This window comes from Mycobacterium sp. DHQP2018-32-09, assembly GCF_058148405.1.
Genome location: NZ_JBYVYK010000006.1, coordinates 57210 through 79754 on the forward strand (window position 1 = coordinate 57210; position 22545 = coordinate 79754).

General features: G+C 71.6%; 21 protein-coding genes. 12 read left to right on the top strand and 9 right to left on the bottom strand.

The genetic code is table 11. The features are described 5' to 3' along the window. Positions 1-64 precede the first annotated feature (64 nt). Complete coding sequence (locus AC30CM_RS04770) at positions 65-760, top strand: esterase (protein WP_490115679.1); 696 nt, start codon at positions 65-67, stop codon at positions 758-760. Between the two features lie 13 nt (positions 761-773). Here the strand turns inward: AC30CM_RS04770 and AC30CM_RS04775 are convergent, their stop codons facing one another. Together AC30CM_RS04775 and AC30CM_RS04780 are read right to left on the bottom strand one after the other, a co-directional pair. Continuing rightward, positions 774-2321 (bottom strand): alanine/glycine:cation symporter family protein, encoded by a 1548-nt coding sequence (locus tag AC30CM_RS04775; protein ID WP_490115680.1) that lies wholly within the window; start codon positions 2319-2321, stop codon positions 774-776. 186 nt (positions 2322-2507) lie between these two features. Further along, positions 2508-3812, bottom strand: coding sequence for an outer membrane protein assembly factor BamB family protein (locus AC30CM_RS04780; protein WP_490115681.1), 1305 nt, complete (start codon positions 3810-3812; stop codon positions 2508-2510). A gap of 87 nt (positions 3813-3899) precedes the next feature. On the opposite strand from AC30CM_RS04780, the gene AC30CM_RS04785 reads away from it, so the two are divergent. Beyond that, positions 3900-4637 (top strand): acyltransferase, encoded by a 738-nt coding sequence (locus AC30CM_RS04785; RefSeq protein ID WP_490115682.1) that lies wholly within the window; start codon positions 3900-3902, stop codon positions 4635-4637. Here AC30CM_RS04785 and AC30CM_RS04790 read toward each other — a convergent pair. Beyond that, the gene (locus AC30CM_RS04790) at positions 4634-6217 is read right to left on the bottom strand and encodes an MFS transporter (RefSeq protein ID WP_490115683.1); all 1584 of its coding nucleotides are present in this window, start codon (positions 6215-6217) and stop codon (positions 4634-4636) included. The genes AC30CM_RS04785 and AC30CM_RS04790 overlap by 4 nt on opposite strands. A gap of 80 nt (positions 6218-6297) precedes the next feature. Between AC30CM_RS04790 and AC30CM_RS04795 the strand changes: the two genes are divergently transcribed. Then, complete coding sequence (locus AC30CM_RS04795; protein WP_490115684.1) at positions 6298-6849, top strand: MarR family winged helix-turn-helix transcriptional regulator; 552 nt, start codon at positions 6298-6300, stop codon at positions 6847-6849. On the opposite strand, the gene AC30CM_RS04800 is transcribed toward AC30CM_RS04795, so the two are convergent. The 3 genes from AC30CM_RS04800 to AC30CM_RS04810 form a co-directional block, all read right to left on the bottom strand. After that, the gene (locus AC30CM_RS04800) at positions 6846-8084 is read right to left on the bottom strand and encodes a glycosyltransferase family 4 protein (protein ID WP_490115685.1); all 1239 of its coding nucleotides are present in this window, start codon (positions 8082-8084) and stop codon (positions 6846-6848) included. The two genes, AC30CM_RS04795 and AC30CM_RS04800, sit on opposite strands and share 4 nt — an antisense overlap. Positions 8085-8176: 92 nt before the next feature. Further along, positions 8177-9655 (bottom strand): 1,4-alpha-glucan branching protein domain-containing protein, encoded by a 1479-nt coding sequence (locus AC30CM_RS04805; RefSeq protein WP_490115739.1) that lies wholly within the window; start codon positions 9653-9655, stop codon positions 8177-8179. Positions 9656-9704: 49 nt separating this feature from the next. Beyond that, positions 9705-10508 (bottom strand): class I SAM-dependent methyltransferase, encoded by an 804-nt coding sequence (locus AC30CM_RS04810; RefSeq protein ID WP_490115740.1) that lies wholly within the window; start codon positions 10506-10508, stop codon positions 9705-9707. A gap of 272 nt (positions 10509-10780) precedes the next feature. On the opposite strand from AC30CM_RS04810, the gene AC30CM_RS04815 reads away from it, so the two are divergent. The 7 genes from AC30CM_RS04815 (at position 10781) to mnmA (ending at position 17587) form a co-directional block, all read left to right on the top strand. Continuing rightward, positions 10781-11572: an electron transfer flavoprotein subunit beta/FixA family protein gene (locus AC30CM_RS04815; protein ID WP_490115686.1), complete on the top strand. Its 792-nt coding sequence runs from the start codon at positions 10781-10783 to the stop codon at positions 11570-11572. Between the two features lie 63 nt (positions 11573-11635). Further along, entirely contained in the window at positions 11636-12589 is a 954-nt protein-coding gene (locus AC30CM_RS04820; RefSeq protein WP_490115687.1) for an electron transfer flavoprotein subunit alpha/FixB family protein, read from the top strand. 129 nt (positions 12590-12718) lie between these two features. Then, on the top strand, positions 12719-13378 hold the full coding sequence (locus tag AC30CM_RS04825; RefSeq protein ID WP_490115688.1) for a nitroreductase: 660 nt from the start codon (positions 12719-12721) through the stop codon (positions 13376-13378). A gap of 183 nt (positions 13379-13561) precedes the next feature. After that, the gene (locus AC30CM_RS04830; RefSeq protein WP_490115689.1) at positions 13562-14413 is read left to right on the top strand and encodes a GNAT family N-acetyltransferase; all 852 of its coding nucleotides are present in this window, start codon (positions 13562-13564) and stop codon (positions 14411-14413) included. Continuing rightward, positions 14410-15261 (top strand): lysophospholipid acyltransferase family protein, encoded by an 852-nt coding sequence (locus tag AC30CM_RS04835; protein ID WP_490115690.1) that lies wholly within the window; start codon positions 14410-14412, stop codon positions 15259-15261. Before AC30CM_RS04830 ends, AC30CM_RS04835 begins: the two co-directional genes overlap by 4 nt. 33 nt (positions 15262-15294) lie before the next feature. Then, positions 15295-16482, top strand: a complete 1188-nt coding sequence (locus AC30CM_RS04840) for a cysteine desulfurase family protein (protein WP_490115691.1) — start codon at positions 15295-15297, stop codon at positions 16480-16482. Positions 16483-16516: 34 nt separating this feature from the next. Beyond that, positions 16517-17587 (top strand): tRNA 2-thiouridine(34) synthase MnmA, encoded by a 1071-nt coding sequence (gene mnmA / locus AC30CM_RS04845; RefSeq protein ID WP_490115692.1) that lies wholly within the window; start codon positions 16517-16519, stop codon positions 17585-17587. Between the two features lie 11 nt (positions 17588-17598). Here the strand turns inward: mnmA and AC30CM_RS04850 are convergent, their stop codons facing one another. Next, complete coding sequence (locus AC30CM_RS04850) at positions 17599-18231, bottom strand: sensor domain-containing protein (RefSeq protein ID WP_490115693.1); 633 nt, start codon at positions 18229-18231, stop codon at positions 17599-17601. Positions 18232-18271: 40 nt separating this feature from the next. On the opposite strand from AC30CM_RS04850, the gene AC30CM_RS04855 reads away from it, so the two are divergent. Together AC30CM_RS04855 and AC30CM_RS04860 are read left to right on the top strand one after the other, a co-directional pair. Next, positions 18272-19282 carry a uroporphyrinogen decarboxylase/cobalamine-independent methonine synthase family protein gene (locus tag AC30CM_RS04855; protein WP_490115694.1) on the top strand — a complete coding sequence of 337 codons (1011 nt, stop codon included), beginning with the start codon at positions 18272-18274 and terminating at the stop codon, positions 19280-19282. A gap of 497 nt (positions 19283-19779) precedes the next feature. After that, positions 19780-20340: a hypothetical protein gene (locus tag AC30CM_RS04860; protein ID WP_490115695.1), complete on the top strand. Its 561-nt coding sequence runs from the start codon at positions 19780-19782 to the stop codon at positions 20338-20340. 10 nt (positions 20341-20350) lie between these two features. Here the strand turns inward: AC30CM_RS04860 and AC30CM_RS04865 are convergent, their stop codons facing one another. Together AC30CM_RS04865 and AC30CM_RS04870 are read right to left on the bottom strand one after the other, a co-directional pair. Further along, the gene (locus tag AC30CM_RS04865) at positions 20351-21970 is read right to left on the bottom strand and encodes a 4-coumarate--CoA ligase family protein (protein WP_490115696.1); all 1620 of its coding nucleotides are present in this window, start codon (positions 21968-21970) and stop codon (positions 20351-20353) included. 39 nt (positions 21971-22009) lie between these two features. Continuing rightward, positions 22010-22420: an MmcQ/YjbR family DNA-binding protein gene (locus AC30CM_RS04870; RefSeq protein ID WP_490115697.1), complete on the bottom strand. Its 411-nt coding sequence runs from the start codon at positions 22418-22420 to the stop codon at positions 22010-22012. Positions 22421-22545 lie beyond the last annotated feature (125 nt).

The window sequence follows — 22545 nt, forward strand, 5'->3', positions numbered from 1 at the left end:
GTCGCAGGTATCGTGGCGGCGGCGGCGCCCACGCCGCCTTCTTCTCGGTGGAGGACTTCGATCCATGCGCATTCCCGCAGCGGCCGCTGCCCTCGCGACGGCCGTGACGATCGGCGTGGCCGGTCTCCCGACGGCCACCGCGGCACCGCCGACCTGTGCCGATCTCTCCGGCGTCGTCGACGGTGCGTCGACGTGCCGGATCCAGGCCACCGACCCGGCCTACTCGTTGGACATCACCTACCCCACGAACTACCCGGATCCGGGCCCGCTGTTCGACTACGTCAAGCAGACGCGCGACGGGTTCCTCAACGTCGCGAAGATGCCCGGCGGTCACGACCGGCCCTATGAGCTGGACACCACGTCCACCGAGTACTCCTCCGACCTGCCGCCGCGGGGCACCCAGAGCGTGGTGCTCAAGACCTTCCAGGACGTCGGCGGCGCCCATCCTCAGACGTTCTTCGAGTCGTTCACCTGGGATCAGGGGCTGCGCAAGCCGATCACGATCGACACGCTGTTCCGGCCGGGCACGCTGCCGTTCCCGGTGATCCTGCCGATCGTCAGCGGTGAGCTGACCAAGCAGGCGGGCCAGCCCGTGGACATCCCGCTCGGGGTGGGCCTGGACCCGCAGAGCTACCAGAACTTCGCGCTCACCAACGATGCCCTGATCTTCTTCTTCAGCCAGGGCGAACTGCTCCCCGAGTCGGCGGGCGCGCTGCAGGTGTCGGTGCCGCGCGCGGCGGTCGACGCCATGCTCGCCTGACGGCGCCGGGACCTCACCGCGTCGGTTGCGGTTGGTCCGTCCGCTCGGTGCGGGGTTGGTAGGACTCCCAGAACGTCGCCCCCGGGATGCCCAGTGCCAGCGGGTCGAAGATCGGGTCGACGCCGCTCTTCTTCTGCCTCTCGTAGTCCCACAGCGCCCGGTAGGCGGGGCGCTGCAAGATGATGATGCCGATGATGTTGAGCCACGCCATGAGCCCGACGCCGATGTCGCCCAGCGTCCACGCATCCGACGCCGTCGACACCGCGCCTGCCGCGACCGACACCAGGATCAGGGCCTGCAGCAGCAGGGTGGCGTTGGAGCCCACGGTGCCGCGGATCACCGGCACCGACGTCGTCGCCGCCGTGCCCAACATGAACCGCAGGTTGGTCTCCGCCATGTAGTAGTAGGCGATCAGGGTGGTGAAGCAGAAGAACGCCAGGGATACCGCGACGAAGCTGGACCCCGCGCCGGCCCACAGCGTGTCGAACCCCACCTGCGCGAACGTCGGGCCGACCTCGGCGTCGGTGGGGAGCAGACCGCCCTCGGCGAGGACCGCGCCATCCGCGGTCTCGCCGTCGAAGACCCGGTAGGCGCCGGTCGACAAGATGAGGAAACCCGTCGCCGAGCAGATGAACAACGTGTCGACGTAGACCGCGAACGCCTGCACCAGACCCTGTTTCGCCGGGTGGGAGACCTCGGCGGCCGCCGCGGCGTGGGGTCCCGTGCCCTGGCCGGCCTCGTTGGAGTAGATGCCGCGCTTGACGCCCCACATGATCGCCGAACCGATGATGGCCCCGAAGGCGGAGTCCACGCCGAAGGCGCTGGAGAAGATCAGCGAGATCACCGCGGGCACCTGGTCTGCGTTGACCGCGACGATCACCAGCGTCAAGAGGATGTACACGATCGCCATGAACGGCACCACGATCGACGCGAAGGCGGCGATCCGCTTGACGCCGCCGATGATCACGAACGCCAGCACGATCACGGTGCCCACCGCCACCCACCAGGTGGAGAAGCCCCACGCCGAGTTCATCGCCGATGCCATCGAGTTCGATTGCACGCTGGGCAACAGCACCCCGCACGCCAGCACCGTGACCGCGGCGAAGACGAAGCCGTACACGCGGAACGCGCCGCGGGCGCGGGTGTGCGCGAACGCCCGGCTGAGGTAGTAGGCAGGCCCGCCCCGATACTCGCCGGTCAGCGGATCCTTGGTCTTGTAGATCTGGCCCAGCGTGCATTCGACGAACGACGTCGACGCCCCCAGGAACGCCACCAACCACATCCAGAACAGCGCCCCGGGTCCGCCGAACGCGATCGCCGTGGCGACACCGGCGATGTTGCCCGTCCCGACGCGTCCGGCGAGCGACATGGTCAGCGCCTGGAACGACGACACCCCGGCCGGCGACTTCTCGCCGGTGAGCATCAGTCGGATCATCTCCCTGACCTGACGCACCTGGACGAACCGCGACCGGATCGAGAAGTAGACGCCCGCGCCCAGGCACAGATAGACCAGGGCATTGCTCCAGACGTAGCCGTTGACCGCGTTCAGGAATTCCGACAACGTTGCCTCCCTCGGGTGGTGTCTCGTCAGCTGGCAATGCGCTGCAAGCTACCTGGGAATGATGGCGGGGTGTCGCGATCGGTCGATTACGGCGATGTCACGCCGGTGTTGCCGGTGCCCAGAGCAGGTGGCCCAGAGCAGGTGGCCCGAGCAGGTGGGCCAGAGCAGGTGGCCCAGAGCAGGTGCTCAGGCCGGCGCGAAACCAAAGACGCGGCCGTCGCTGGTGGCCGCGACCACCCGACGGTCGTGGCCCACCGAGACGCCGACGGGGTAGCCCTCGGCGTTGGGCAGCGGGTAGGAGTTCAGCGTGCGGCCGTCGGCCGGGTCGAACGCCAGCAGCGCCATCCCGCTCTCGCCGTCGCGGGCCACCGTGTACGCCACGCCGTCGCCGGCGCGGCTGGAGGTCGCCAGCGGTTGCACGTCCTCGCGCGTCCACGCCACCTCGCCGCGGTCGCCGTCGTCGCGGACGCCGACGAGGCGGGCGCCCGGCCCGCCGCCGGCCACGAGCATGCCGTCGGGGGTCACCGATGGCGGTGTCTGCGGTTGGAAGCCGAGGTCCACCGACCACTTCACGGAGCCGTCGTCGGCGGACAGGGCCCACAGGTGCCGGTCGCGGCCGTCGACGTAGACGGTGCGGCCGTCGGCCGACACCACGGGGCTGGCCAGCGGGCCACCGCCGACGTCGGTGCTGGTCCACTCGCGCGTCAGCAGGGGGGACTGGCCCTGCCGGTAGCGCAGTCCGACCAGGACCGGACGCTCGGCGCCGGGCTCCCACAGGCTCGTCACGATCATCCCGGTCTGCGCGGAGAACGCCGGCGCCGCCGCGATGGGACACCCGGCCTTGGCCGGCTGGCAGTCGGCGAGACCGCGCTCGGAGTTCTTGGGGTCGACGCCGGCGACGAGGTCCATCGGCGTCCCCACGACCGTGCCGCGGTGGGCGTCGAACACCAGCACCTGGCCGAGGTGGGTGACGACGAGCAACTGGCCGGGGGCGATCAGGCGCGGGGTCAGGGGCAGCCCGATGACCGGTTGGCGCCAGCGGATCCACTGCGTCGGGGGAAACGACAGCACCGCGCCGGGCTGACCGACGTAGAGGTTGTCGAACCCGTCGAACAGCGGCCCCGACAGTCCGCCGCCCTGCCACAACCGGGAGCACCACCGCTGCCGGGCGCGGTTGTCGACCTCCCACACCATCAGTGAGCAGCCCGCCGCGGTCTGGCCGTTGACGGCGAGGTAGTTGCCCGATCCCAGCGCGACCTGGGCGCCGAGGGCACCCTTGACCGAGCGCCGCCAGTCCGGGCGCAGCGCCGGTGCGCCGTCGACGGGGGAGAAGCTGCTGTTGGCGGCGTCGGCGTACTGGGCGGCCCAGCCCTGCGCCGCGTGCGCCTGCACCCATTCGTCGGTGGTGGAACACGCGGTCGGGGCGAGTGCCACCGCCAGGGCGGCCGCGGCGCTGACCAGTCGGCGCACGGCCGTTCGTCGATCGGACATCGAGATCCGAGACTATCCCGACGACCGGGGCGAGTTGGCGTAGCGACCCGGCAAGCGCGGTCGCGTCCTCGCGTAGGCTGTGCCGCCATGACCACGATGTGGGGTGCTCCGATTCACGTTCGGTGGCGTGGCTCCCGGTTGCGTGATCCGCGGCAGGCGCGCTTCCTGACCAGGGCGTCGTTGCGGTGGGTCATCGACAACAAGGCCTATACGCCCTGGTACCTGGTGCGCTATTGGCGGCTGCTGAAGTTCAAGCTCGCCAACCCGCACGTCATCACGCGCGGCATGGTGTTCCTGGGCAAGGGTGTCGAGATCCAGGCCACGCCGGAGCTGGCCACCCTGGAGATCGGCCGGTGGGTGCACATCGGCGACAAGAACACCATCCGCTGCCACGAGGGGTCGCTGCGCTTCGGCGACAAGGTGGTGCTCGGACGCGACAACGTCATCAACACCTACCTCGACATCGAGTTGGGCGACTCGGTGCTGATGGCCGACTGGTGCTACGTCTGCGACTTCGACCACCGGATGGACAGCGTCGAGATGCCGATCAAGGACCAGGGTATCGTGAAGGCCCCCGTGCGCATCGGCCCGGACACCTGGGTGGCCGCCAAGGTCACGGTGTTGCGGGGCACCTCGGTGGGCCGGGGCTGCGTGCTCGGCGCGCACGCGGTGGTCAAGGGCGAGGTGCCGGACTACTCGATCGCCGTCGGCGCCCCCGCCAAGGTCGTGAAGAACCGCAAGCTGGCCTGGGAGACGTCGGCCGCCGAGCGGGCCGAGCTGGCGGCCGCCCTGGCCGACATCGAGCGCAAGAAGGCGTCCCGCTAGGAGGCGGACACGGTCGGCCTGCGGGCGGCCGCGGGGATGAGCAGGGTCGCGACCAGTCCGCAGGCGATGAAGCCGGCAGCCAGGTAGGCGGCCACCGACACCCCGTCGGCGAGGGCCGCGTCCGCGGCCCGTGCGATGGCCGACGTCTCGGGCCGCGCCGCGAATCCCTCGATCGCCGCGCCCGCGCTGTCGGTGATGGCCCCGCGTGCGGCGGCGGCGGGGGCCTGCGGCACCCCCGAGTCGGCCAACCGGGTGTCCAGCGACGACCCGAGCACCGTGAAGAAGGTCGTGGTGAGCAGCGCGATCCCGAGTGCGGATCCCAGCTGGCGGCTGGCGCTCTGGATGCCCGAGGCCTGCCCCGAGGACGCCTCGGGCACCTCGTCGAGCACGACGTTGGTGACCTGCGCGGTGGCGAACCCGACCCCGACGCCATACCCGAAGAGCGCGAGAGCCAGCTGCCACCAGGCGGTCTCGGTGCCGGCGAGCGCTCCGACCGCCACCAACCCGACCGCCTCGAACGCGAGCCCGACGCGGACGAAGGTGAGCGGCGTGGCCGCCACCCCGAAGCTGATGCCGCTGGCGGCGAAGCTGCCGATCGCGATCGGCACCAGTGCCAGACCGGCCGCGACGGGGGAGTAGCCCATGCCGAACTGCAGCCACAGCGGCAGCACGGCGACGATGCCGAACTCGCCGACCCCGATGATGAGGGTGGCGACGTTGCCGCCGCGGAACGAGGCGATCGAGAACAGCCCGACGTCCACCAGCACCAGGTCGGCGCGCGCGGACCTGGCCAGCGCGACTTGACGAATCACGAAGAGCGTCATCGCGGTTGCCGACCACAGTGCGGCCACCAGCGCGGGCGACGGTCCGGAGTCCCAGGTCACCCCGAACGGGTGCACGGGTGTCACGATCAGCAGCCAGCCGTAGCGGCGGCCCTCGATCAGCGCGAACGCCAGCAGGCCGAGCCCGACGATGGACAGGGCGCCGCCCACGAGGTCGAGCGTGCCGGGGGTGCGGGGTGAGCGCTCGACGAAGCAGAGCGCTCCGACCACGATGACGACCACCAGCGGAATGTTGACGCCGAAGGCCCAGCGCCAGCTGAGATGCTCGGCGAGCCAGCCGCCCAGCAGCGGTCCGAGCGCCGATCCGGCGCCGATCGTGGAGCCCCACACCGCGAATGCCTTGGCGCGGGCCGGTCCGCTGAACAGGGCGTTGAGCAGCGCCAGCGACGTCGGCAGGATGAGCGCACCGCCGACGCCCTGCGCCAGGCGGGCGCCGATGAGCACCGCGCCGGTCGGGGCGATGCCCGCCACCAGGCTGGCCGCACCGAATGCCACCGCGCCGGTGACGAAGACGCGTCGGGCGCCGACGATGTCCGAGATGCGGCCGACCACCAGCAGCAGTGCGGCGAAGACGATGGCGTAGGACTCCTGGACCCATTGCGTGGCAACCGAATCGATGCCCAGGCTGCGCACGATGGACGGGACGATGACGTTGACGATGGTCGTGTCGACGACGATCAGGGCGACGCCGAGCGCGATCACGACGAGGGCGAGCCAGCGACGTCGTTCGGGGCGCATCGTATCCATCTCCTCCGTAAAGAATCTTCACGATGAAGATAATCATGGTCGGCGCGCCGCGCAATTCCCGGGGGAGGATCATGGACGACGTGACAGCCGACCGCCGCGCCGACGACACGGCCCCCAGTGACTCGCTGGTGCGGTTGCTGCGCCGGTACGGGTCGGTCCATCACCGCTACGCCCGGGCGTTCGCCGACTGGATCGGCCTGCACGCCACGGATGCCGAAGCGCTGCTCGCGATCTCGGAGGCCGAGATGCGCGACGATCCGCTGACGCCTGCCCGGTTGTCCGCCTGGTTGTCGCTGTCCAGTGGGGCGACGGCGACCCTGCTCAAGCGGCTGGAACGTGCCGGCTACGTCGTGCGATCCCGGGAACACGACGATCGGCGCATCGTCACCCTGCGTGCCGGATCCGACGTGATCGGTCGCGCCGTGCGGTTCTTCACCCCCCTCGGCGCGCGGCTCGACGCCCTGGTCGACACCTACTCGGCGGCCGATCTGGCGCGCTTCGAACGGTTCCTCGACGAGGTCACCGAGGCCATGTCCGACCATCTGGCACGCCAGCTCGTGGATGCCGCACCGCACCGCATTGACGACGGCGGTGAGGACACCGCGGACGACCGACGGCGCTAGCGGCCCGGCAGCGGCCGTTCCACGATGGTGCGGCGCCGGTGCGGCTCGCGCTCGCGACGCTTGGCCGCCAGGTACACCTGGGCGGTCTCCTCGGCCACCGTGTGCCATTCGAAGTCGGCGGTGAGCCGCTCGCGCGCGGCCACCGCGCGCCGCTGTGCCGCCTCGGGATCGTCGAGGACGCGGCGCACCGCGGCGGCCAGCGCGGCCACGTCGCGCGGCGGGAACGACAGCCCCGTCCGTCCGTCGATGACGGCCTCGCCCAGGCCGCCCACGTCGGCCACCACCAGCGGGGCGCCGGTGGCCGCGGCCTCCAGGGCGACGATGCCGAACGGTTCGTAGTGGCTCGGCAGGACGGCGGCGTCGGTGGCGTGCAACATCTCCACCAGGTCGGCGTGACCGAGGCGGCCGACGAATCGAACGCACTTGAGCACCTTGTGCTTTCGCGCCTGCGCCAGCAGCCACTCCTGCTGGGTGCCGTCGCCGGCAATGGTCAGCGTGGTGCCCGGGTGGGTGCGCCGGATCCGCGGCAGTGCGGCGATGGCCTCGTGGACGCCCTTCTCGTACTCCAACCGACCCAGGTACAGCAGTCGCGGCGGCCCGCCGTGCGCCGCGCGCCGGGCGAACGGCCACAGCGCGGCGTCGATGCCGTTGCGGATGACGTGCGTCTCGGCCAGCCCCGGCCCGAACAGCTCGACGACCTCCTCGCTCATCGAGGCCGAACACGTGATGAGCGAATCGGATTCGTGCACCAGCCAGGACTCGATGGCGTGCACCTGTCTGCTGATGGCACCCGACACCCAGCCCGAGTGCCTCCCCGCCTCGGTCGCGTGAATCGTGGAAACCAGTGGTACGTCGAAGAATTCGGCCAACGCGATCGCGGGGTGGGCCACCAGCCAATCGTGGGCGTGCACCACGTCGGGCGCCCAGCGGCCCGACGGCCCCGAGATCGCCAGCCCGGTACGCACCATGGCATGCCCCATCGCCAGCACCCACGCCATCATGTCGGCGCCGAAGGCGAACTCGTGCGGGTCCTGCGCCGCGGCGACGACGCGCACGCCCTCGACCATCTCGTCGGTCGACGGGTGCGTGCTGGGATCGGTGTCGGTGGGGCGGCGGCACAGCACCACCACCTCATGACCGGCGTCGGCCAGCGCGGTGGCCAGATGGTGCACGTGCCTGCCCAGCCCGCCGACGACCACCGGCGGGTACTCCCACGACACCAGCAGGACCTTCATCGGGTCCCCCGGCTCTTCGCCCGAGCGCTCATCGGGTCCCTCGGCTCTTCGCGCAAGCGCTCATCGGGTCCCTCGGCTCTTCGCGCAAGCGCTCATCGCGGCAACCTCCGGGCGTCCAGCGCCCCGAACATCCCGTCCGCGGCGTTCCAACCGTCGGCCAGGCGCTGCGCGTGGTCGTGGCGGCCCGCGGCGACCGCGCCGGCGATCTCGCGGGTGGCGTGCGCGTGGAGGTGCGCGCGGTAGCGGGCGTACTCGGCGGCGGTGTCCTTGCTCACCATGAACGGCCAGTCGCTCGACGCGGTCAGCAGAGCCTCGCGCAGGATCTGATCGGCTACGCGGTGGCGGCCGGGCGTCTCGGCCAGCGCCTTGTCGACGGTGGCCAGCGCGGTGTCGACCACCTCGGCGTTCAGCGTCACCAGGTCGGCGACCTGCTCGCCCGCCCACACCTGCCAGTCCTTGCCGGACCCCCACGAACTCGGTGGCAGGTCCACGGCCGACCCGACGAACCCCTCGGCGATGGCGTCGGACAGCGTCCCGACGCGCACACCGGCCGCAGGCAGGGCTCGCAGCACGCGCTCCAGCCACGTCGGCCCCTCGTACCACCAGTGCCCGAACAGTTCGGTGTCGAAGGCGGCGATGACGTGGGCGGGCCGCCCGGTGCGCTGCGATTCGGATGCCAGCCTGCGACGTACCACGGCGACGAAGTCCGCGACGTGGTCGTCGATGGTCGCGTCCGCGCGCCCCGGATCGTAGGGCGCCTTGTCCTCCGACGGCACGTGACGCCCGGTGACGCGGGCCGGCTTGAGCCCGGTGACGTGGTCGTAGGTGTGGAAGTCGCGGTAGTTGGCGTGCCCCGGGTAGCCGGACTTCGGGGACCAGACGCGATAGCTCACCTGCAGGTCGCGGCCGAACGCGATGACGTCGGAGTCCCCGACGGGCCTGCCGAGGGACGTGTCGCCGTGCAGCGAGGGTCCGTCGACCATGAAGTGGGTGACCCCGGCCGCGGCGTAGCCGGTCTCCATGCCGGGGGCGTACGCGCACTCCGGGGCCCAGATGCCGCCGGGCGTGCGGCCGAAGCGCTCGGCGGCGTCGGCGAGACCCTCGCGCAGGGCGAACTCGCGCAGCCGCGGATTCAGCAGTGGTTGGAACGGGTGGGACAGTGGGCCGCCCAGCAGCTCGATGGTCTGCGCGTCGACGAGCCTCCGCAGCAGGGGACTGCCGCCGTGGCGCCACGCCACCGCGAAGTCGTCGAGCGCCCGGTGGGCCTCGGCGCGCTCGCGACGCCCGAAATCCGCGGTGCGCGTTGCCGCTTCCCTGGCTCGCAACTCCCAGTTGCCCAGCCAGTGGTGCATGCCGGTGAGGCAGTAGGGGTCGTCCAGTTGGGCGGTGACCACCGGGGTCATGCCCAGGGTGAGCAGGTGGGCGCGCCCCTCGTCGGCCAGCGTCTGGAACACCCGCAGCAGCGGCAGGTACGAGGCGGCCCACGACTGGTAGAGCCACTCCTCGCCCACGGGCCAGCGGCCATGGTGCGCCAGCCACGGCAGGTGCGTGTGCAGCACCAGCGTGAACATGCCGGGCACCGTCGGGGCGGCGTTCGAGGGCGAACGGTCGTGTCCGAGGTCAGTCACGGCGCACCGCGATCGCCACCAGGTCCAGGCTGTGGTCGATGTCACGTTCTGCCGCGTCGACCAGGTCGAAGTCGGCGGTGCTCACCGACGCGACGTCGGCCAGCAGCTCGGCAGGCCAGGCGGTGCCCGCCAGCGCGCGGGTGATCTGGGCGTCGATGATCGACCCCCCGTGGCGGGCGTCCAGGTCGCGCAGGCGCGCACCGTGGAAGACGCCGAGCATGGCCTCCACGGAGAAGCCGTTGTCGGTGAGCAGCTCGGTGAGTTCCGCGGCGTTCAGCTCGCGCGTGTGGAACGGGTTGACGGGGGTGTCGCGGCCGGGGGAGAACGTGATGCGGTTGGGCGTCGACATCAGCAGCGCGCCGCCGGGACGCAGCACCCGGGCGCACTCGGCGACGAATTGCCCTTGGTCCCAGAGGTGTTCGATCACCTGGAAGTTCACGACGACGTCCACCTCGCCGGCAGCCAGCGGCAGCGCGGCCAGGTTGCCGTGACGCATCTCCACCCGCGGGTAGCGCGCGCGGACGTGCGCGACGGCGCTCTCGTCGTAGTCCACGCACACCACGCGGCGGGCGACGCCGGCGAGCAGGTCGGCGCCGTATCCCTCGCCGCTGCCCGCCTCGAGCACGTCCCGCCCGGCGCACCGCTGCGCGAGTCGCTCGTAGACCACCTCGTGGCGGCGGAACCAGTAGTTCTCCTCGGCGAGCCCGGGCACGGTCCGCTCGCCGGTGAGGGGCAGCGTCGGCTCGGAGACGGCACCGGCCTCGGACCGGCCTGCCTCGGACTGGTGGGACGAAATCGCGCTCATTGCCACGCAGGCTAACCCAGCCGAGTCGTTCGTCAGGGGTTCGCGCGGACGGGACGGTTGCCGGCCCGGTCGCTGCCGTCGTGGTCGCACCGCTCGTGATCCTCGACATGGGGACGTCGACAACCTAGTTGGACAAGCTATGGTGATGCTGCGTGACGCCCGAAGTTACCGTCGAGTAACATGTTGGTGTTCGCGACATACGTGGTACCGCGGCCGTAACAAGGTCTCATGTGAGGCCTCATCGAGGAGGACGAACCAGACTCATGGGAAACATCGTGGTCCTGATCAAGCAGGTCCCTGACTACGAAGATCGCAAGCTCGCCGACGACCACACGCTGGACCGTGCGGGTAGCGACGCGGTGCTCGACGAGATCAACGAGAAGGCCGTCGAGGTCGCGTTGCAGCTCAAGGAGAAGCACACCGACGCCGGCTACAACGTCGTCGTGCTGACCGCCGGCCCCGAGGGAGCCGAGACGGCGATCCGCAAGGCGCTGTCGATGGGCGCCGACGAGGCCTACCACCTCTCCGACGCCGGGCTCCACGGCTCCGACATCGTGCAGACCTCGTACGCGCTGGCCAGCGCCCTGGGGCAGATCCCGGACGTCGAGCTGGTCATCGCGGGCAACGAGTCCAGCGACGGCGTCGGCGGCGCGGTACCGGCCATCCTGAGCTACTACCTGGGCGTACCGCAGCTGACGCACATGCGCAGCATCGAGATCGCCGACGGCAAGATCACCGGCGAGCGTGAGACCGACGACGGCATCTTCGGCCTGGAGGCGTCGCTGCCCGCCGTGGTGAGCGTCAGCGAGAAGATCGTCGAGGACGCCCGGTTCCCGTCGTTCAAGGGCATCATGGCCGCCAAGAAGAAGACGGTCACCCCGCTGACGTTGGAGAGCGTCGGCGTCGAGTCGGGCATCGTCGGTGGCGACGACGCGTCGACCAAGGTGCAGAACGTGGCGCCCAAGCCGCCGAAGACCGCGGGCGAGAAGGTCACCGACGAGGGCGAGGGTGGTCAGAAGATCGCCGAGTACCTGGTCGCGCAGAAGCTCATCTAGCAGCCGACCCGACCGCATCCAGCCACATTCCCACCACGTTCGAAGACAAGAGGCGCAACAGCTATGACAGAAGTACTCGTGCTCGTCGAGCACGCTGAAGGAAATCTGAAGAGCATCACCGGCGAACTGATCACCGCCGCCCGCTCGCTGGGTGAGCCGTCGGCAGTGGTCGTCGGTGCCCCCGGCACCGCGGACAAGCTGGTCGACGGGCTCAAGGCGGCCGGCGCGGCGAAGGTCTACGTCGCCGAGTCGGACACCGCGGACGGCTTCCTGGTCGTCCCCAAGGTCGGCGTGCTGTCGGCGCTGATCGAATCGGCCGCCCCCGCCGGCGTGCTGGTGGCATCCACCGCCGAGGGCAAGGAGGTGGCCGGTCGCCTGGCCGCCGACACCGGCTTCGGTGTGCTGTGGGACGTCGTGGGCATCAAGGAGGGCGGCGTCGGCGTGCACTCCGTGTTCGGTGGTGCCTACACCGTCGAGGCGACGGCCGGGGACACCCCGATCATCGCGCTGCGTCCGGGTGCCGTCGAGGCGGCTCCCGAGGCCGGCGCCGGTGAGGTCGTCACCGTCGAGGTGCCCGAGGTGCCCGAGGGCGCGACGAAGATCGTGTCGCGCCAGCCCGCGCAGAAGAGTGCCCGCCCCGAGCTGACCGAGGCCAAGGTGGTCGTGGCCGGTGGCCGTGGCGTCGGCAGCAAGGACAACTTCAGCATCGTCGAGGACCTCGCCGACGCGCTCGGTGGCGCCGTGGGCGCCTCGCGCGCGGCCGTCGACTCCGGCTACTACGAGGGCCAGTTCCAGGTGGGGCAGACCGGTAAGACGGTCGCGCCGCAGCTGTACATCGCCCTCGGCATCTCCGGCGCCATCCAGCACCGGGCCGGCATGCAGACGTCCAAGACGATCGTCGTGGTCAACAAGGACGAAGAGGCGCCGATCTTCGAGATCGCCGACCTCGGCGTCGTGGGCGACCTGTTCAAGGTCACCCCGCAGCTGACCGACGCCGTCAAGGCGCGCAAGGGCTGATCCGCTACCGGCTGATCGTTACCGAGGCCCCGGTGTTCCACGGAACACCGGGGTTTCGTCGTTCGTGGATGAATCACGCGCCCGCGCGCCGTTGTCATGGGTAGGTTCGGTGAAACGGAGGCGACCCCCATGAGCGCGCTGGAAACCGTGGTACGGCAGCGTCGGTCCACACGAATGTTCTTGCCGGACAAGCCGGTACCGCACGAGGTCCTCGAGGAGGCGGTGGCCATCGCCACCCGGGCCCCGTCGAACTCCAACACCCAACCGTGGCACGTGTACTTCGCCACCGGCGAGCGCAAGCGGCGGTTGGTGACGGCGCTGCTCGACGCCGTCGACGACCATCCCCCCACCATCGCCTCGGCGGGCCTGCCGGAGACGTTCGCGCACCGGCGCGCCGCGAGCGGGGCGCTGATCTACGGGGCGATGGGCATCGAACGCGGCGACGTGGTCGGCCGGTGGGCCGCGCAGCGCCGCAACTGGGAGTTCTTCCGTGCCCCCGTGGCGGGCGTCGTCTGCATGCACCGCGACTTCGGCGACGTCGACGCCCTCGGCGTCGGCATGTTCCTGCAGACCTTCCTGCTGGCGCTGACCGAGCGGGGCGTGGGCAGCTGCGTCCAGGTGTCCATCGCGCTGTACCCCGACGTGCTGCGCGAGCAGTTGGACATCCCCGACGAGCAGAAGGTGCTGTGCGGGATCTCCATCGGTTACCCCGACCCGGCCTTCGCCGCCAACTTCGTCACCACCCCCCGCGACGACGTCGCGCAGAACGTGGTGTTCCTGGATCGCTGACCCACCCACCACCCGCGATCGCCGACCCACCCACCACCCGCGATCGCTGACCCACCCACCACCCGCGATCGCTGACCCACCCACCACCCGCGATCGCCGACCGCACGCAGTCGTCACCCAGCGTGCACGCACACGTCACGCCGCCGTAGGAGTATCGCCGGACGGCTGCGCGACCGTACGGCCATGAGCACAGCATCCGTACTCATCGCCGCCGACGAGACCGATGGCCCGGCGCCCGCCACCGATGGCCCGCGCTACACCCTGCTGCTGTCCACCGACGCCTCCCTGATCGATGCCGCACAGCGACTGCGGCACCAGGTGTTCACCTCCGAGCCCGGATACGCGCTCGCCGGTGCCCCCGACGGCCGCGACGCCGACCGCTTCGACGAGTTCTGCGACCACCTGTTGGTGCGCGAGGACACCACCGGCGAACTGGTCGGGTGCTACCGCATGCTGCCCCCGCCGGCAGCCATCGCCGCGGGCGGGCTCTACACCGCCACCGAATTCGACGTCGGTGCGCTCGACGCCCTCCGGGGATCGCTGGTGGAGATGGGCCGCGCCGTGGTGCGCCACGACCACCGCAACGGCGGCGTGGTGTTGCTGATGTGGGCGGGCATCCTGGCCTACCTCGACCGCTGCGGCTACGACTACGTGACCGGCTGCGTCTCGGTGCCCGTGCAGGGGTCGCCCCTGGAGGCGCCGGGCACCCAGCTGCGCAGCGTCCGGGACTTCGTCCGCAAGCGGCACGCGTCGCCCTACCAGCTGCGGCCCTACCGACCGGTGATCGTCGACGGCCGCGGCCTCGACGACGTCGAGCCGCCCGCCCGGGTCGTCATGCCGCCGCTGATGCGCGGCTACCTGCGACTGGGTGCGCGGGTCTGCGGCGACCCGGCCCACGATCCCGACTTCGGGGTGGGCGACTTCCCGGTGCTGCTCGACAAGCGGGAGGCCGACGTGCGCTACCTCAAGCGACTGCGGTCGGTGGGGCAGGCCGGCGACGTGGCGGGCGGCGCGACCGACGGGGCGTCCCGATGACCACCACCGAGCACTCCTGGCTGCCGCGGGCGTCGTGTGACCAAAGCTGCATCCACCTCGAGCTCTCCCACTCGTCGCGGCGCGCCGTGGTGATCGTCCGGACCACCGCGCGCATCCTGTGCGCCGTCGCCCTGTTCACGTGCGTGCCCCTGCTCGCCGTGCCGCTGCCGGGCCAGTCCCGCGTGCAGCGCGGCTACTGCCGGCTCGTGCTGCGCTGCCTCGGCGTGCGAATCACGCTGTCCGGCGGGCCGATTCGCAACCTGCAGGGCGTCCTGGTGGTCAGTGGTCACGTGTCCTGGGTCGACGTCTTCGTCATCGGCGCGGTGCTGCCGGGTTCCTTCGTCGCGCGCGCCGACCTCATCGACTGGCCGGTGCTCGGCTGGGTCACGCGGCTGATGAAGGTGATCCCGATCGAGCGCGCCAGCCTGCGCAGGCTGCCCGAGGTCGTCGCGACCGTCGCCGCCCGGCTGCGCGAGGGCCACACCGTCGTCGCGTTCCCCGAGGCCACCACCTGGTGCGGTCTGGGCTACGGCCGCTTCCGCCCGGCGATGTTCCAGGGTGCGGTGGACGCGGGCCGACCGGTACAGCCGCTGCGCCTGACCTATCACCACCGCGACGGGGCCCCCTCGACGGTGCCCGCCTTCATCGGCGACGACTCGCTGCTGAACTCGATCGGCCGCGTCATCACGGCCCGTCTCACGGTGGCCCACGTGCAGGTCACGTCGCTGCAGCTGCCCGGAGAAAGTCGACGTGACCTGGCCTCGCGGTGCGAGGCCGCGGTGCGTGGCACCGGTGCGACGCCGACGCGCGCGCGGCACGGGTCCGGCGGGCACGCGCTGGCCGCCTAGGGATTTCTGGCCTGCCGGTATCCTGGGTGGGCCATGAGCGCCGTTTACCTGGACCACGCCGCCACCACCCCGATGCATCCCGCTGCCATCGAGGCGTTGGCCGGTGCGCTGGCCACGGTCGGCAACGCATCGTCGCTGCACACTTCGGGCCGCGCCGCCCGCCGCCGCATGGAGGAGGCGCGCGAGACACTGGCGGGTCTGCTGGGTGCCCGGCCGTCGGAGATCGTCTACACCGCGGGTGGCACCGAGAGCGACAACCTGGCCGTGAAGGGCATCTTCTGGGCCCGTCGCGACGCCGACGCGCGTCGGCGTCGCATCATCACCACGCCCATCGAGCATCACGCCGTGCTCGACTCGGTGCACTGGCTCGTCGAACACGAGGGCGCCGAGGTCACGTGGCTGCCCGTGGGTGCCGACGGCTCGGTGGCCCCCGCGGCGCTGCGCGAGGCGCTGCACCAGCCCGACGACGTGGCCCTGGTCTCGATCATGTGGGCGAACAACGAGGTCGGCACCGTCCAGCCCATCGCCGAGCTGGCGGCCGTCGCCGCCGAGTTCGACGTCCCCATGCACAGCGACGCCGTGCAGGCCGCCGGCCAGGTGCCCGTCGACTTCGCCGCCTCCGGGCTGTCGGCGATGAGCGTGACCGCGCACAAGTTCGGCGGCCCGATGGGAATCGGGGCTCTGGTGCTGCGGCGCGACACCGCGTGCACCCCGCTGCTGCACGGCGGCGGGCAGGAGCGCGACGTGCGCTCCGGTACACCCGACGTCGCCGCCGCGGTGGCGATGACCGCCGCGGCCAGGATCGCCGTGGAGGGACTGGAGGCCTACCGCGCCCGCGTGATGGCGTTGCGCGACGCGCTGATCGACGGCGTGCTGGCCGCCATCGACGACGTGACCGTCAACGGGGCCACGGGCGACGCCCGGCTGCCCGGCAACACGCACTTCACCTTCCGCGGCTGCGAGGGCGATGCGCTGCTGATGCTGTTGGACGCCAAGGGCATCGAATGCTCCACCGGTTCGGCGTGCACCGCGGGCGTGGCCCAACCGTCGCACGTGCTGACCGCCATGGGTGCCGACCCCGCCAGCGCGCGCGGATCGTTGCGACTGTCGTTGGGCCACACCAGCACCGAGGCCGACGTGGCCGCCGCGCTGGCCGTGCTGCCCGCCGCCGTCGACCGCGCCCGGCAGGCCGCGCTGGCCAGTGCGGGGTTGCGCAAGTGAGGCTCGACGGCGCTCGCGCGGAGGCCGGCCGCTGATGCGCGTCCTGGTCGCCATGAGTGGCGGTGTCGACTCGTCCGTGGCGGCCGCCCGGATGGTCGACGCCGGTCACGACGTCGTCGGCGTGCACCTGGCGCTGTCGCGGGCACCCGGCGCACTGCGCACCGGCTCCCGCGGATGCTGTTCCAAGGAGGACGCCGGCGACGCTCGCCGCGTTGCCGACATCCTCGACATTCCGTTCTACGTCTGGGATTTCGCCGACCGGTTCGCCGAGGACGTGATCGACGACTTCGTCGACTCCTATGCCCGCGGCGAGACACCCAACCCCTGCGTGCGCTGCAACGAGCGCATCAAGTTCTCCGCGCTGGCGGCCCGCGCGGTGGCGCTGGGCTTCGACGTGCTGGCCACCGGGCACTACGCCCGCCTGGCCGACGGCAGGCTGCGCCGCGCCGTCGACGTCGACAAGGACCAGTCCTACGTGCTGGGCGTGCTGACCGCCGAGCAGCTGGCGCGCGCGGCATTCCCGGTGGGGGACACCCCCAAGCCCGAGATCCGCGAGGAAGCCGCCCGCCGCGGGCTGGCGGTGGCCGACAAGCCCGACAGCCACGACATCTGCTTCATCCCGTCCGGTGACACGCAGGCGTTCCTCGGTGCGCGCATCGGCGTGCGGCGCGGTGCGGTGGTCGACGGGGCGGGCACGGTCCTCGCGGAACACGATGGGGTGCACGGCTTCACGATCGGTCAGCGCAAGGGACTCGGCATCGCCGGCCCGGGCCCGGACGGCCTGCCGCGCTACGTCACCGGCATCGACGCCGCCACCGGCACGGTGCGCGTCGGCAGTGCCGCCGACCTCGACGTGCACGCGCTGGTCGGCGAACGGCCGGTGTTCACCTCCGGTCGCGCGCTCGCCGGCCCGGTCGAGTGCGAGGTGCAGGTGCGGGCGCACGGTGGCATCACGCCCGCCGTCGTCGAGGTGCGCGGCGAGCGCTTGGTCGCGACCCTGCGCCACCCGCTGCGCGGCGTGGCCCCCGGCCAGACCATGGTGCTCTACCGTCCGGACCCGCAGGGCGACGAGGTGCTGGCCAGCGCCACCATCGCCGCGGCCTAGCGTCACCGCACCTAGCCGGGCACGCGGGCGAGCATGTTCGTCAGCACGATGTCGGGCACCGAATCCGGGTAGCCGCACCAGGTCACCTCCGCCAGCACCACCGACTTCAGCCGGTAGTCGCGGCCGCAGCGTGCCGTGCGGGTGGTGATCGCGTCGTCGTCGGCCGTCCACTCGCCCACGTAGACCGGGCCCGCCGCGGTGGCCGCGCACCGATCGACCAGGGCGGCCAGCGCGTCGAACGCGCGCCGCGCGGTGGCCGGGTCCCGGTAACCGGCCGCCCCCTGCGACAGCTGGGCCGACGCCGGCGGGTCCTGATAGGTGGTCTTGTGGAACTCCTCGACCTCGGTGCCGAACGTCTCGGTCTCGGCGAAGTACCAGCGGCACGGTGGTGGTGCGGCGTCGGCGAGCCCGGTGACGTCCACGGGCCGCTTGCCGTCCATGCCCGGGATGGGCGTCAGGTCCTGGCCCGCGCCGGTGATGGCCTGCAGGCGGTCCCGCGCCAGCAGCACGGTGTCGACGTCGACGGGGGAGCGGGAGTGCTCGTCGACCTCGGGGGCCGACCGCACGGCGGTGCCGGTCAACGTCTGCGAGCAGGCCGTGACGCACGCCAGCGCCGCGAGCAGTGGGGCGCGGCGGACGGCCATGCCTGAGACTACCGCCGACCCATCGAATACTGTTGGCCGCGTGAGTATTTTCGCGACCGCCACCGGCATCGGGTCCTGGCCGGGTACGTCGGCGCTGCAGGCGGCCGAGGTGGTGGTCGGTGAGTTGACGACGCTGACGCACCTGGTGGAGTTGCCCGCGCGCGGCGTCGGCGCGGACGTCGTCGGCCGGGCCGCGGCCCTGCTGGTCGACATCGGGGTGGACACCGTGCCTCGCGGCTACCGCATCGCCGCGGGCCGCAGCGCTGCGAGCCGGCGCGCCGCCAGCCTGCTCGACGAGGACGTCGACGCGCTCGAGGAGGCGTGGGAGAAGTCCGGACTGCGCGGCAGCGGCCGGCCGGTGAAGGTGCAGGCAGTCGGCCCCATCACCCTCGCAGCGCAGCTCGAACTCGGCGGCGGCCACCGCGCCATCACCGACTCCGGCGCGGTGCGCGACCTCACGGCATCGCTGGCCGAGGGCTTGGCCGCCCACCGGGCGCAGGTCGCCCGGCGCTTGGAGACCGACGTGGTGGTGCAACTCGACGAGCCGTCGCTGGTCGCGGCGCTCGCTGGCCGCCTGACCGGCGTGACCAGCCTGTCGCCCGTGCACCCGGTGGACGAGGCGCTGGCGGGCAGCCTCATCGACGAGGTCGTCGCGCGCGTCGGCGCCCCGGTGACCCTGCACGCCTGCGCGGCGGGGTTGCCGTGGCGGCTGCTGCAGCGCAGCGCCGTCGACGCCGTGGCGCTCGACGCGACGACGCTGGTGGCCGGCGACCTCGACGGCATCGGCGAATTCGTCGAGTCGGGTCGGGTCGTGATGTTGGGCGTCGTCCCCGCGTTGGCTCCCGACGTGCGCCCGGCGTCGGAGCAGATCGCGGCCGCCGCGGCGGCGGTGACCGATCGGCTGGGGTTTGCGCGCGCCGTGTTGCGTGAGCGCATCGGCATCACCCCGGCGTGCGGGCTCGCAGGGGCGACCGCAGCGTGGGCGCGCACCGCGGTGGAGTTGGCGCAGCGGGTCGCGGACGGCATCGCCGAGGACCCGGACTCGGCCTGAGTTTGCGGCGCGGTGCCACGGTCGGGCCCGTCGTGCGAAGATGGGACGAGCCCGTGTGACGTGGACGACAGGTCGGGGGGAGGGGCAGCGTGGCCCGAGCCGAGGTGGTGCGAGCGTCGATCGCGGGTGCCGCGTCCTGTCTGGTGGTCGCCGGTGGCCTCGTCCTGGCCGGCCCCACGCTCGCCGTCGCCGGCGCCGACCCGGGCCCGCGGCATGGACAGCATTCGCGCGAGGACCGTGGCGATCGGGGGCGCGACGGACGTGACGGCCGTGCCGCTTCCGGGCCGCGGGGAAGTTGGCGGGCGCACGACGCGCCCGGCCGCGGCGGCCCTGACGGTGCCGGCCGCGGCGGCCCTGACGGTGCCGACCGGGATTCCCCAGCGCGCGTGGGCGCAGACCGACCCGGGGGGCGAGACCGGGGGCCGACCGTCGGCAACGGGCGGGGCACCAGCGCGAACGACGCGCAACCCGATGCCGCCGCTTCTCGACCCACGCCGGTGGCGCGCATCAGCGCACCGGCGGCCGCACCCGAGGCCGCACCCGAAGCCGCGGCACAGCCCGAACAGCAGGCCGACGCCGCCGCAGTACCGCAGCAGTCCACGCTCGCGGCGGTCTCTGCGGACGTCGCCGCCGCGGCGGGTGGAGGTGGTGGCGCGCTGCCGACGGGCATCGCCGTCGGCCCGGTGAGCCCCCGCGTGGTGTTCGGCAACGGGCGCATACCGGGGCAGGACCGCATGCCCGCCCTCGCCACACCCCCCGTCGCGGCGTCGTCGGCGGGGTCCGTGCGTCTCGTGGACGGCGGGCCTGCCGCCGTGCCGGGACCGTTGCCCGCTGCGCCCGTCGCGCCGGTGCCGCCGCGCACTGGCGAGGCGCCGGATGCCGCGGTGCCGCTGCTGGCGTCGCCGGTGGCCGGCAGCGGCGCGGGCGGCGGCATCGATCCGCTGTGGGGGCTGGCCGGCCTGGTGCTGGCCCCGCTGGCCGGGGTCTGGCTCGGGTTGCGTCAGGCGCGCGGGCACAAGGCTGCCGCCGAACTGACGTCGGCGCTGGCGGACCGCTAGGCCAGCCGGCTCAGCCGCGCAGGTCCTTGCGCAGGATCTTGCCCGCCGCCGACTTCGGGATGGCGTCGATGAACGCCACCTGGCGCACCTTCTTGTAGGGCGCCACCTGCCCGGCGACGAACTCCATCACCTCGGTCTCGGTGAGTTCGGCGTCGGGCTGCGCAACCACGAACGCCTTGGGCACCTCTTCGCCGGACTCGGGGTCGCGAACGCCGACGACCGCCGTGTCGGCGATACCGGGGTGGGTCAGCAGCAGCGCCTCCAGTTCGGCCGGCGGCACCTGGTAGCCCTTGTACTTGATCAGCTCCTTGAGCCGGTCGACGATGTACACGCAGCCGCTGGAGTCGACGCGGGCCAGGTCGCCGGTGTGCAGGAAGCCCTCGTCGTCGATCGTCGAGCTGGTGGCGGTCTCGTTGTTCAGGTAGCCGGCCATGACGTTGGGGCCCTTGAACCACAGCTCGCCGGTCTCCGACAGCCCCGACGTGGGCGGGTCGATCTCGGCGCCGGTGTCGGAGTCGACCAGCTTGCTCACCGCTCCGGGGACCGTCCATCCGCACGAGCTGAGCGGCGCGGCGGTGCCCACGAGTTCGCGGCCCCGGTCGAACGGGGTGACGTGGCTGACGGGGCTCAGCTCGCTCATCCCGTAACCCTGCACCAATGCGCATCCCAGCCGGTCGATGACCGCGGTCGCCAGGTCGTCGTCGAGTGGTGCGGCCCCGGACATGATGCCGCGCAGGCTCGACAGGTCGTAGCGTTCGACCAGCGGATGCTTGGCCAGCGCGACCGCCACTGGGGGCGCGATGAACGCGATGGTGCACTTGCGCTCCGCCACGTTGCCGAGGAACTTCGTCAGGTCGAAGCTCGGCATGATCACCAGCTGGGCGCGGGCGTGCAGTGCGGCGTTGAGCAGCACGGTCATCCCGTAGATGTGGAAGAACGGCAGCACGGCCAGAATGCGGTCGTCGGCCACCATGCCCTGCACCGGCCGGATCTGTGCGACGTTGGCCGCGAGGTTGCGGTGAGTCAGCATGACGCCCTTGGGATTTCCCGTCGTCCCCGAGCTGTAGGGCAGCACGGCCAGGTGCGTGGCCGGGTCGAAGGTCACGTCGGGCGCGGGATGCGCGGGTCCCAGCAGGTCGGTGGCGTTCGGGTGGCCGGAGGCGTCCAGTCCCGGCCCGTCGAGCACGAAGAGCTGGTCGTCGGCGAGCCCGACCGTCGCGGCGGCCTCGGCGGCGGTCGCTTGCAGGGCCGTGACGGTGACCAGGACCTTCGCGCCGGAGTCGGTGAGCTGCTTGGCGACGTCCTTAGGGGTGAACAGGGCGTTGACGGTGGTCGCGGTCGCCCCGGAACGCAGGATGCCGTGGAACGCGATCGCGAAGGCGGAGCTGTTGGGGGCCAGCAGACCCACCACGTCGCCGACGCCGATGCCACGCTCGGCGAGTGCCCCGGCGAACGCGTCTATGCGGGCGACCATGTCGCGATAGCTGGTCTCGGTGCCGGTGGTCGTGTCGACCAGGGCGATGCGGTCCGCGTCGGGGTGGCCGGGGTCGCCGGCGAGGTCGCCGAAGAGGTAGTCGTAGAGGCTCGTCGTCGGGATGTCGACGTCGGGGTAGGGGCTGGCGAAACTCATGATGTCTCCGATCGGATCACAGTCGAAACCATTGATACGTCACCGTTGGTCGAGTCGGTGCACCAGCTTCCTCGGCGCCACGAGGCGAAACGAGGCGTCGATCAGCTCGGCGACCTCGTCCCAGTCCACCGGGTGGGCGTCGAAGTCGAGACCCAGCCAGCCGGACGGCCCCAAGTACGCGGGCCGGAAGAATCTCCGATCGTGTTCCAGCGCAGTGCGTTCCGAGTCCTCGACCTTGACCAGCACCCCGTGGGGCACGGCGACCAGGGTGCCCGATGACTGGGTGCCCGATGACTTGGTGCTGCCGCCGTAGACGGCGAACATCTTCGGCGCACAGAACACCGGTCTGCCGTGGGACACCTTCTCGAATGCCTCCGGAAGACCCAAGGCGATGTCCCGCACCTCGGCCAAGCCGGGATCGCCCTCGCGAAACATCACGGGATGCGGCATGTCGGCAACTCTACTGTGCGCCATCTCATACGCGGGGGGCTTGCTGGCGGCACGGTTTGGCTGTCGGAATGCTCCGTTAATCTGCACGGGTGACTGCGCCCAGCTCCGATACGCCCGCAGACCCC

What these genes read in the sequence shown, in the direction of transcription:
- AC30CM_RS04825 (WP_490115688.1), top strand. Translation starts at nt 12,719, where the DNA reads ATGAGCGCGCTGGAAACCGTGGTACGGCAGCGTCGGTCCACACGAATG.
- AC30CM_RS04840 (WP_490115691.1), top strand. Translation starts at nt 15,295, where the DNA reads ATGAGCGCCGTTTACCTGGACCACGCCGCCACCACCCCGATGCATCCC.
- AC30CM_RS04795 (WP_490115684.1), top strand. Translation starts at nt 6,298, where the DNA reads ATGGACGACGTGACAGCCGACCGCCGCGCCGACGACACGGCCCCCAGT.
- AC30CM_RS04830 (WP_490115689.1), top strand. Translation starts at nt 13,562, where the DNA reads ATGAGCACAGCATCCGTACTCATCGCCGCCGACGAGACCGATGGCCCG.
- AC30CM_RS04820 (WP_490115687.1), top strand. Translation starts at nt 11,636, where the DNA reads ATGACAGAAGTACTCGTGCTCGTCGAGCACGCTGAAGGAAATCTGAAG.
- mnmA (WP_490115692.1), top strand. Translation starts at nt 16,517, where the DNA reads ATGCGCGTCCTGGTCGCCATGAGTGGCGGTGTCGACTCGTCCGTGGCG.
- AC30CM_RS04870 (WP_490115697.1), bottom strand. Translation starts at nt 22,420, where the DNA reads ATGCCGCATCCCGTGATGTTTCGCGAGGGCGATCCCGGCTTGGCCGAG.
- AC30CM_RS04785 (WP_490115682.1), top strand. Translation starts at nt 3,900, where the DNA reads ATGACCACGATGTGGGGTGCTCCGATTCACGTTCGGTGGCGTGGCTCC.
- AC30CM_RS04780 (WP_490115681.1), bottom strand. Translation starts at nt 3,812, where the DNA reads ATGTCCGATCGACGAACGGCCGTGCGCCGACTGGTCAGCGCCGCGGCC.
- AC30CM_RS04850 (WP_490115693.1), bottom strand. Translation starts at nt 18,231, where the DNA reads ATGGCCGTCCGCCGCGCCCCACTGCTCGCGGCGCTGGCGTGCGTCACG.
- AC30CM_RS04865 (WP_490115696.1), bottom strand. Translation starts at nt 21,970, where the DNA reads ATGAGTTTCGCCAGCCCCTACCCCGACGTCGACATCCCGACGACGAGC.
- AC30CM_RS04800 (WP_490115685.1), bottom strand. Translation starts at nt 8,084, where the DNA reads ATGAAGGTCCTGCTGGTGTCGTGGGAGTACCCGCCGGTGGTCGTCGGC.
- AC30CM_RS04835 (WP_490115690.1), top strand. Translation starts at nt 14,410, where the DNA reads ATGACCACCACCGAGCACTCCTGGCTGCCGCGGGCGTCGTGTGACCAA.
- AC30CM_RS04770 (WP_490115679.1), top strand. Translation starts at nt 65, where the DNA reads ATGCGCATTCCCGCAGCGGCCGCTGCCCTCGCGACGGCCGTGACGATC.
- AC30CM_RS04790 (WP_490115683.1), bottom strand. Translation starts at nt 6,217, where the DNA reads ATGCGCCCCGAACGACGTCGCTGGCTCGCCCTCGTCGTGATCGCGCTC.
- AC30CM_RS04805 (WP_490115739.1), bottom strand. Translation starts at nt 9,655, where the DNA reads ATGTTCACGCTGGTGCTGCACACGCACCTGCCGTGGCTGGCGCACCAT.
- AC30CM_RS04815 (WP_490115686.1), top strand. Translation starts at nt 10,781, where the DNA reads ATGGGAAACATCGTGGTCCTGATCAAGCAGGTCCCTGACTACGAAGAT.